This window comes from Mesorhizobium sp. M7A.F.Ca.MR.176.00.0.0 (genome assembly GCF_004023165.1).
Lineage (GTDB): Bacteria > Pseudomonadota > Alphaproteobacteria > Rhizobiales > Rhizobiaceae > Mesorhizobium.
Map to the genome: position 1 here is coordinate 1 of NZ_RZTC01000170.1, position 8,829 is coordinate 8,829.

Sequence of the window (8,829 nt, forward strand, 5' to 3'; positions counted from 1 at the left end):
GGCAGGGCGAGACTCTGCACTCAACGCGTCAAAAGTCGCGGAGATGCCGCGGGCGGGAAGCGCTGCTGACAGAAACACCTGCACCTTCGGATCCGCGTCGTGGCGTTCATTCGAAAGAGGAGCGGTCCTTCTCGCGGGCAAAGCTCGGCCAGGTACTATTCTATTGCCCGCCTGGCGACTGGTCGGCTCGATTGGTGCGATCGCTACTGGCGGATTTGAGGAGGCCGGCATGCTCTCCTGGAACGACCTCTCCGATTGGCCCGCCGCGAGTCGGCGCGCCTCCTGCACCGAAACAGCCGGTTTGCGGATACCCATATCAACCCTCCAACGCCTTCTCTACGAAAGCACCGATCATGGTAAGCTCATCCAATGCGTGCCGGTTGTTACGCAACATTAGTCGCATTGCGGGAGTGTGGGACATATTCGCCACCGTCATGTGCAACATCCCCCGCTCCTTCATGGCCGCGAAGGCATCACGCTCATACATGGGCACGTCAAATACTGGCAGAAGCTCTAGCATGTCGTTGGCGGCCTGTTGAGAGACCGTCAGTCTTCCAATAGGAACTCGCTGGCGAAGAATGGCGGTATGTGTTTGCAGTGCCTCTGCCAGTAGCAGCTCGATGATGTAGCGATAAGTCGCAAGCGCTTCATCTATGTCCAGAGGTGTCAGCATGGTTGGCACCAGAAGAAAATCGGAGCTGGCGACAATAATATTGTTCAGTTCACTCAGACCGCCATGGGTGTCGGCCAGCGCATAATGGAAGCCAGCAGCTTCAGCCTGTTGATATGCGTCCTCCAGTAGAGGCAATTCATCGGCGACGAACACCTCGCATTGATGATCCCAAGCGTCGTTGCGAAGGGCGTTTTCTTTCCACTTTGTAAGGGGGCGGTTTTCGTCAGCTTCGAACAATGCAACCCTCTTCTTCTTGGAGGCAAGCGAGGAGCACAGCCCCATCAAGGCCGTGGTTTTACCCGCTCCACCTTTGAATGAGCAGCAAGTAATCAGTTTCATATCGTAGTTTACCTGTGCCTGGATGCTCCCGTAAGAGCTACATTCATTTTAGGTATTAATTACTGATTCAATCCTAAAAATACGATTTTGTCAACGTAATTACGTCCTATAATATTGAACACTTCATTGCTCTCGGTTACATCTGTAATCTTTTGCTGATTCCATTTACGATGGATATCACTATGATAAGGACTGTTGGTTTCTGTTGTAACTATGCAGCGAGACTATTTCTTCGAAGGTGGATCAGAGAAATGACTGATGAGTACTTTCTACACTTATTCGATGATGCTTCTATTCGTAGAAGACGAAGCGTCGCGATAGTTGACCCGCTTGGCTATAAGATAGTCAGCGTGCGGTTGCGGTCGGCTGAATTTGAATCTTTCTCGGAACAGTCGCGGGCGCTCGGGCTGACAAGCAATTTGGCCCTCCGCATCGCAGCGCGTCGGATAGCAGGCTTCCTGGAAATTGACGCCGACACTCGCCAAAACCTCCAAGAAATCACCAGCAGCATTGGTCAAATTGCCGATGCGCTCAACGACATGAGCCGGATTGCAAGTCGCGATGGTAGGGTGGATATCGAACGCTTCGAGAGCCATAGGCAGCAGTTTGGCCAAGAATTCGCCGCCCTCGATGCCCTGCTTCGCACAATACTGAACATTTCCCGACGGCGGCAAGACGGCCGAAGATTATTGCAGGAGAGCGTACGGTGAGAGGATTTTCTGGGAACGTCGCTGTCAGGTGGCCAAGATGCCCCCGCAAGCCATCATAAGAATTGTACCTCGAGGCGGCGCCCGTACCGCACGCCAAATCCGGGATCAACTGAATTACCTGTCTCGCGAGGGCACCATTGACCTCCTGCGATCCTCGCGTCATCAGGGTGTTGCGGTGCCATACGATCGCCTTCACGAGATGGCACACAGTTGGGCCGAGCAAACCGGCAACTATCAACCTGGCCAGCCAGAGGCAGAAAGCAACCAGGACCTCACCACGCACATCATCGTCAGCTTTCCGCGTGGCACCGATACCAATAACGCACACGCTGCCGGCCGGGCGTGGGTGGAAAACATAGTCGGTTCGGGGCGCCAGGGCGGTACATTCGACTACATCACTGCCTTTCATGTCGACCGGCAACATCCACATTTGCATGTGGTGGTCAATCGCAGGGCGCTGGAAGGTCACTGGTTGAAAATCTCACGCCGCCATCCCTATCACAATTACAACAATATGCGCGCAGCGCTTGTTGATGCCGCGTATGACAACGGTATCGAATTGGATGCGACCTCGCGTGCTGAGCGCGGCATCATGGAGCGACCGATTACCTATGCGGAGTTCCGACGCAGGGAGAGGGCTGGAGAAACCGTTGCGATTCGCCCGCACCCAGAACCCGATGTTCCCGTCACTCCCCGAGGATCACCCGGACCCACAAACCTTGGCGACGGCGACAGGGGGCCAAGGCCTGGTCCACATGGACCAAGTCACGGAGACGCCCCTGGGCAAGCATCCGGGAGCAACGCTGGACCGGCCACCCGCGACAATACAGTCGATGAAATTCGTTTGGGCGACGATTTTGACTCGGGAAGGCGAAGCGACTCCGGTGGGCAGGGACAAGCTGCGGGGCACGGTACGCAGGATGAGAGCGGTTTCGAGCAACAGCGCCAAGCCCGGCGGCGTCGGCGCCCGGAGACGGAACCTGAAGACGCCGGTTCCAATACACCCCAGCACCCACGGCAGCGCCGCCGCTACGCCCCCGGCATCATCGAAACGCGAGCCCAACGAGCAGCCCGTGAACAGCGCGAAGCCGATGAACGCGCTAGGCGGCACGTCCAAAGGCCTGAAGAGCTCGATTCGGAGCGGCCAGAGCAACGTAAGCGCCGTCGCTACGCCCCCGGCATCATTGAAACCCGGGCCCAACAGGCGGCCCGTGAACAGCGCGAAGCCGATGAACGCGCAAGGCGGCATCACCGCCGTGAGCCCGATCCTCAAGACCTCGATCCTAATCAACCGCGGCGCCTTCGCAGCGGCCGCGTGGTCGAACGATCGCGCCATGACCCCGGCGGTTCTCGCTGAGTATGAGCATGAGCAATATTGAAACCACAGATGCCAAGCCTGACTCAGGAGAACGCGAAAAAATTCGGACTCGCGCGAATTCTGGAGGCAGCGAAGATGAAACCGACGCTGACCATTTGCGCCAATCCGTCGAGCGAACCGAGCGAATGCGCAGGCTGGCCGCGCGGCGCTATCAGGTCGTGCGGCATCGGACCCGGATCGAGAATGAGGAGCATGCGATCCTGCATGCGCACCTGATCCCGAAGGGTCCGCACGCCGATCTGTTCAACGTCCGCGGCCGCGCCTGGCTGGCGCGCCAGCCAGTGCCCGACGATGATCGGTTTGCGATCGAGCGGCATGTGCGCGAACTCGATCGGCTCGCCAAGGACCTGGCGATCCTCGACCGGGGGATTGCCGAGACCACGCTGGACGATCCAGCGATCAGGCGTCTGCTCACCATTACCGGCGTTAACCTGGCCGTGGCAGCGGGACTAATGGCGGCGATCGGCGACGGATCGCACTCGATATTCCGACCCCGAACCGGGCCGCCGCCTGCCGCGCCTGCGGCGCGGCGACCAGGACGAGGTCATGGCGGCAGGCAGAGGTCGTGGCGACTGGGGAGCCGCTGATGCCCGGCCACAGGGCCTTCATCCGCATCACCAGCCGGCGCGATCAGGCCAAGCCAATGACGCGTCTGTTCATGGCCTCCACACTGCTGTCGCCGCAGCAGGCACTCGAGCTCACCAGAGCCCATTGGCAGATCGAGAATGGCCTGCACTGGATGCTCGACGTGTATCTGGGCGAGGACTTGAGCCGTGCCCGCAAGGACAATGCTCCCGCTAACACTGCCCTCATCAACCGCCTCGCCAGAAATATCCTCCAGGCTGCCGACGCCGACAAAGTTCCCATCAGCCATCGCATCAAGAAATGCGCTTGGAATGACGACTATCTCATCAACGCTCTCACCCATATGCGATAGCCCTGCGCCTGAGGGGGATCAGATTATGCATCGCATTCAGTGGCGTTGTGTAGGTCCGGGATTCGGGAGGCTCAAGACAAGAGCAGGCGCAAACCAGCTCTCTTTTTCAAGATGGAGACTCCATGACGACAACAGACAAATTCTCCTGGCAGAGTCCCCTTAGTCGACGGGCCTTCACATTGGGTTCCGCGATCGCCCTGGCAAATTCGGTGACGATGCCGAGTTGGACTGAAAACTTAATCGGCATCGTCGTTACCGTTCGCGGAGCGGTCAATCGTAAGCGTCAAGCCAAACTACAGCCTTTGATTGTTGGCAGCGATATCAATGACGGGGATATTGTGGCGACTAGTCGCCACAGCTACGCTGAATTAAAACTCACAGACGGCACTCGCATCTTACTCGGCAGCGAAACCGAGTTTGTCATCGATCGCTTCGCTGCCCTTCAGGGCGGCACTCTGGAACTAGTCACGGGAAAGATGGTCTTCGACCGACCCGAAAAAATGCCCAAGATTGATGTCTCGGTACGAACTATTTTTGGGATGCTGGGGGTGCGCGGGACAAAGTTCTTCTGTGGTCCAAACCGCGGGGTTCATGCAATCTTTGTTGAGCACGGCCTGGTAACAGTTGAAGCTGGCGGTATGTTGCAACCTGTTGGGACTGGTGAGGGTCTGGAAATCACACGGCTGGGCGCACCACCCAGCAATTGTTCAATGTGGGATGAGAAGCGCATAGCTGAGGCTTATGCGGGCATCACCTTGGCTAGTAGCTGACTGATGCTTCGGCTTCGAGCGGTGTGGTGAACAGCTCCAGCTTCCCAAATCCCGGTATCTGGTGCACGTCGAGGGATTTGAGCGTCCGCCCGCTTTGGGCGGCCGCATTTGGGCCGATGCAGATTGCCGTACCGAGCGTCTTGTTGGCTTCCTGAAGCCGCGCGGCAAGATTGACCACACTGCCGTGCGCCGTGTAGTCGAGCTTGGCACCCCCGCCGACTTCGCCTAGCACCGCAGTTCCCGTTTCGATACCTATGCGGGTGCGCCCGAACTTATGTTTAGCGAAGTTGGGTCGTTTGCGCATCTCACCGGTCAGCGCCTGGATGGCCTCAGCACAGTCAAAAGCCTTGTTCACATGATTGGGCAGGTCTTCAGGAGCGTTGAAAAATGCATGTACTGCATCGCCTACGATTTTATCTACCATACCGCCGTGCGAAGCAATTATTTCGTTGACCTCGGTGTAGTAAATGTTGAGAAGCGCAACGATATCGCGAGGACTTAAGTTCCTATCAAGCAAGCAAAAGTCTTCTATGTCCGTAAAAAGCGCTGTTACCTGCCGCTCATCGTACGTTATACAGTCATCTTTCGGACTATTAATGTAACGTTCTACCACTGACATCGGAAGATACTTGGAGAGTTTGTAGCGCGCCCTCGCCTCCGCCTTGCCGGTCGACGCAAATTGGGAGATGCTGCTGCAAGCAAGAGCAGCGATAAGGGACAGGCTAAGCCCGACCGCGTCAAACAGAAGCGCCCATTTGGCGTAGGTCACGACCGCAGCCCCAAAAATTCCGGCAATAAGCAGAAGGCCAAGCACCGTCGATATGATTGGCCGTGTACGAGTCCCAATCAGCGCCATGAGGCAGCCGCCCAAGAACGTCAAGAAGGCTTCGATTATCGGCATTGTACTGTCGCGATGTGGGATGAAACCGGTTATCACGGCGTTGGCTATATCGGCATGGATTTGAACGGAAGGCTCCAATGGCATGGACGCGGTCGGCCGCAAGCCACCGAGTTGAGGAAGACTACTGCCGATAAATACAATTTTATCGGCAAACGGTTTGCCAACGATTCTCTTATTCAGGACATCAGTCGCCGAAACCGTGCGCGCCGCAATAGCCGTAGCTGAGCTGGAGGCGAAGCGAAAACTACCATCAGCATCGAGTTCGACCCGACGCTTTGCGAGCCTGACCCACACTGGGTCACCCCCTATAATGGGTGGCCGTGTACCGAAAGCCACCCGTGCTGCCTCTATCCCGAGTGCCGGATAGACTTCGTCGCTAAGGACGACAAAGGCCTGCGCCCGCCGAACATGAGCATCCTTGTCGCCAACGAGAAATGCTGCCGCGACCGAACGGGCACGCATTTGAAAGTCAGAGCAGGAAGTCTCCGCCCCATCAATGAACCAGAGCGGCGGAATCGTGACAGGGCGGAGAACACCAACCGGTGGTGCCTCCTTGGGCCTCCTCTCCGTGCTGTCTCCAATCAGAAATCCAAGCGTAACCGGCGCTGACGCGATGGCTTGCGCCAGTGCATTATTTCTTTCTTCGCCCGGATCGCAAGTTCCGCCGAAAACGATGTCAATAGCGATTGCCCTCGCGCCACCTTCTGAGATCTTGGCTACAACGCTTGCCACGTCTGAGCGATCCCACACATTATTCGCATCTTCCCGAAATGACTTTAGATCGAAATCGACAACGGAGATCGCTGTTGCGCGTGGCGGGGGAATCCATTGAGTTAGCGTATCAAAAAACTGCTCACGCTGGACGTCGAGGTATGAAGTTAGCGGCGACAACAGGCTAAGAGCCGACAGAGCGCTTGAGGCAACACCTGCCAAGATGGGCTTCACGCGTAGCAGCCTCATGCACAGCTCCTAAAGCTCACTTGGCTCAGCAATCCGCTGTAAGCGGTCTGTGTTGCATTCGATTATCCCGTTGATACGCCTGATGGCGCCGACCCCCTCTATCGCGAGTACAGCCCGATTGATTTTTGGCCTACTTGCTCCCAGAATCTCAGCCAAGTCCGATTGGGTGAGCGATAATCTGAGATTGGCGGTCACCGGCAACTTATTGCCGTGGATCTGCCTCAGGATCCCGAGGAAAAAACGGGCGACTCGGGAGTTCAAATCGTAAAGGGCAATTGTTTCCAGCTGTTCGGTCGTGCCCCGCAATCGAGAGCAGAGGTAACGGATGATCGCTGGGGCCGCTCCTGGCGTAAGTGTGACAAGATCTATAAAAGGCTGCTTAGCAATTACGAAACCCTCGGTGGCTACCTGCGCCGTGGCCTCGGCTGATCGAGGCCGATCGTCTAGCAGGGCCATCTCGCCAAACAGTTCTCCGGCTTCAATTTGTTGCAGGACTAACTCACGCCCCTGCGGAGTGGTCAGAGATAGCTTGATGCGTCCAACGATCACGCCAGCCATGTAATTTCCTTCGTCACCTCGCTGGAATATTACTGTGTCTGGGAGCCATCTGCGGTAGCTTGAGATATCTGCAAGCGCGGCGATCGTCGTATCGTCGAAGTCTCGAAAGATCGGAAAGGAACGCCAGAAGGCAGGGCTTCTAACCATCTTGGTCATATTGTTTCCTCTTCAAAAAAGCCCCCCTTCGAACGACGACAGGCTCGCCCGGCAGATCGCTGGGAAAGATCGTGTCCCAGGGAGTGGTGTATCTGACGGCTTGGTCGCCGTGCTCTCCGGCATGGGGCCAGGCTGATCAGCGTGCCACGGCTGGTAGGCTGATGAGGGGATCATCGCTCATTTGGCTGATGGTTTCGTCTAATCGCGATCGTTGAGTCAAGCACCTTTATAGTTTCTGAGACGCGTATGCCGGGTGCAGGGTCGTCTTCGCGGTCGACATCGGTCGCCGCATGATGGAGCTTCGCGGGAGGAGCCTTCAAATGTGGACGACGCACTCTGCTGAGCCAGCGGTGCACCCCATCAAGCGGAATGGCTCTGCCCACGTCCCGGCAGGGACGTCTCAGCGCGCTCGGGGACCGAACGCTATTCCTAGGGCTATCACGCTGTGGCGCCGGCGGTCCGATCGAAGAACTCACCGGCCTTCAGCATCGCGTGCATCGTCACGGCCAGTTTGCGGGCTACGGCAACAGCAGCTCGTTTGAAGCCGATCCGCTCGCGGAGTTTGAGGCCCCATGTCCGCAGGGCGCTGTCGGCCGAGCTGCGGGTCAGGATCACCGTGGCGGCTTCGTAGAGAAGCCCTCGCAAATGACGATCGCCGCGCCGGGATATGTGGCCATCATAATCGACCTCTCCTGATTGGTAGCGGCGGGTCGTCAGACCAAGCCAGGCGCCAACAGAGCGGGACTTCTTGAAGTTGTTGGGATCTTCAATGGCGGTGACGAAAGAGGTCGCGGTGATCGTGCCGACGCCAGGGATCGACATGAGGAGCTGACACGCTTGGTTTTGGCGCGCAGCAGCGACAAGCTGGCGTCCGAGCTCGGTGGCACGGATGCGCATGCTGCGCCAGGCTTCCAGCATCGGCAGCACGATAGGGGCGAGCCCGTCCTGATCGACAAGAAGACTCCGGACATTCTTTTCGAATGTGCTTCCCTTGCCCGCGGGAACGAGCAATCCAAATGTCTTCATGAGCCCCCGGATCTGGTTTGAAAGCTCGGTGGTGATCCTGACCAGCCGGGTGCGTGCCGCCACCAGGGTGCGGGTCAGCATGCTGTCGAACCCTTTCACCCGCACCTCACGAAAGAACCCTACTTCTGCAAGATGCGCCAAACCGTCGGCATCGTTCGCGTCAGTCTTATTCGCGGCCATGTCCAGCGCTGCTTTGGCATGGCGAGCATCGATGCAGATCGCTGGCACCCTTTCCGAGCGTAGCGCGTGATAGAACCAGACGGAAAGGGGCCCAGTCTCGAACACCACGCGTTTGGCGGCTGGCGCCCGCTTACGGATAAGCTCGGCAATGATCTTTGGATCAGAGGCGCACTTCCCGCGCCAGACGTGCGCATTTCGCTGATCGTGGGCAGTGATTTCACGCGATCGTGGGCAGCAGAAG

At 57.5% G+C, this 8,829-nt stretch carries 10 protein-coding genes; 5 read left to right on the top strand and 5 right to left on the bottom strand.

What is annotated here, in order from left to right; genetic code table 11:
* Window positions 1-315: VirC2 family conjugal transfer protein (locus tag EOB59_RS32210; RefSeq protein WP_164895819.1), on the bottom strand; the 315-nt coding region annotated here is incomplete at its 3' end.
* 1 nt (window position 316) lies between these two features.
* A complete protein-coding gene (locus EOB59_RS32215) occupies window positions 317-1,012 on the bottom strand; it encodes a conjugal transfer ATPase VirC1 (RefSeq protein ID WP_128177959.1) in 696 nt (231 codons plus the stop codon).
* A gap of 251 nt (window positions 1,013-1,263) precedes the next feature.
* Here EOB59_RS32215 and virD1 point away from each other — a divergent pair, with 251 nt between their 5' ends.
* The 5 genes from virD1 to EOB59_RS32240 all read left to right on the top strand — a co-directional run bounded on the left by virD1 (window position 1,264) and on the right by EOB59_RS32240 (window position 4,807).
* Window positions 1,264-1,722, top strand: coding sequence for a T-DNA border endonuclease subunit VirD1 (gene virD1, locus EOB59_RS32220; protein WP_128177961.1), 459 nt, complete (start codon window positions 1,264-1,266; stop codon window positions 1,720-1,722).
* A gap of 37 nt (window positions 1,723-1,759) precedes the next feature.
* Window positions 1,760-3,079 carry a relaxase/mobilization nuclease domain-containing protein gene (locus EOB59_RS32225; RefSeq protein WP_128177963.1) on the top strand — a complete coding sequence of 440 codons (1,320 nt, stop codon included), beginning with the start codon at window positions 1,760-1,762 and terminating at the stop codon, window positions 3,077-3,079.
* 8 nt (window positions 3,080-3,087) lie between these two features.
* Complete coding sequence (locus EOB59_RS36975) at window positions 3,088-3,687, top strand: hypothetical protein (protein WP_245486847.1); 600 nt, start codon at window positions 3,088-3,090, stop codon at window positions 3,685-3,687.
* Window positions 3,687-4,037: an ISAs1 family transposase gene (locus EOB59_RS32235; RefSeq protein ID WP_245486848.1), complete on the top strand. Its 351-nt coding sequence runs from the start codon at window positions 3,687-3,689 to the stop codon at window positions 4,035-4,037. Before EOB59_RS36975 ends, EOB59_RS32235 begins: the two co-directional genes overlap by 1 nt.
* 122 nt (window positions 4,038-4,159) lie before the next feature.
* Window positions 4,160-4,807 carry a FecR domain-containing protein gene (locus EOB59_RS32240; protein ID WP_128290139.1) on the top strand — a complete coding sequence of 216 codons (648 nt, stop codon included), beginning with the start codon at window positions 4,160-4,162 and terminating at the stop codon, window positions 4,805-4,807.
* Here the strand turns inward: EOB59_RS32240 and EOB59_RS32245 are convergent.
* From EOB59_RS32245 to EOB59_RS32255, 3 genes are all read right to left on the bottom strand, one after another.
* Entirely contained in the window at window positions 4,797-6,668 is a 1,872-nt protein-coding gene (locus tag EOB59_RS32245; RefSeq protein WP_128177967.1) for an adenylate/guanylate cyclase domain-containing protein, read from the bottom strand. The genes EOB59_RS32240 and EOB59_RS32245 overlap by 11 nt on opposite strands.
* 9 nt (window positions 6,669-6,677) lie before the next feature.
* On the bottom strand, window positions 6,678-7,382 hold the full coding sequence (locus tag EOB59_RS32250) for a Crp/Fnr family transcriptional regulator (protein ID WP_128177969.1): 705 nt from the start codon (window positions 7,380-7,382) through the stop codon (window positions 6,678-6,680).
* Between the two features lie 438 nt (window positions 7,383-7,820).
* The gene (locus EOB59_RS32255; protein WP_245486849.1) at window positions 7,821-8,804 is read right to left on the bottom strand and encodes an IS110 family transposase; all 984 of its coding nucleotides are present in this window, start codon (window positions 8,802-8,804) and stop codon (window positions 7,821-7,823) included.
* Window positions 8,805-8,829: the final 25 nt, after the last annotated feature.

Coding starts and splice junctions, on each gene's coding strand:
- EOB59_RS32215 (WP_128177959.1), bottom strand. CDS start 1,012: ATGAAACTGATTACTTGCTGCTCATTCAAAGGTGGAGCGGGTAAAACC.
- virD1 (WP_128177961.1), top strand. CDS start 1,264: ATGACTGATGAGTACTTTCTACACTTATTCGATGATGCTTCTATTCGT.
- EOB59_RS32225 (WP_128177963.1), top strand. CDS start 1,760: ATGCCCCCGCAAGCCATCATAAGAATTGTACCTCGAGGCGGCGCCCGT.
- EOB59_RS36975 (WP_245486847.1), top strand. CDS start 3,088: ATGAGCAATATTGAAACCACAGATGCCAAGCCTGACTCAGGAGAACGC.
- EOB59_RS32235 (WP_245486848.1), top strand. CDS start 3,687: ATGCCCGGCCACAGGGCCTTCATCCGCATCACCAGCCGGCGCGATCAG.
- EOB59_RS32240 (WP_128290139.1), top strand. CDS start 4,160: ATGACGACAACAGACAAATTCTCCTGGCAGAGTCCCCTTAGTCGACGG.
- EOB59_RS32245 (WP_128177967.1), bottom strand. CDS start 6,668: ATGAGGCTGCTACGCGTGAAGCCCATCTTGGCAGGTGTTGCCTCAAGC.
- EOB59_RS32250 (WP_128177969.1), bottom strand. CDS start 7,382: ATGACCAAGATGGTTAGAAGCCCTGCCTTCTGGCGTTCCTTTCCGATC.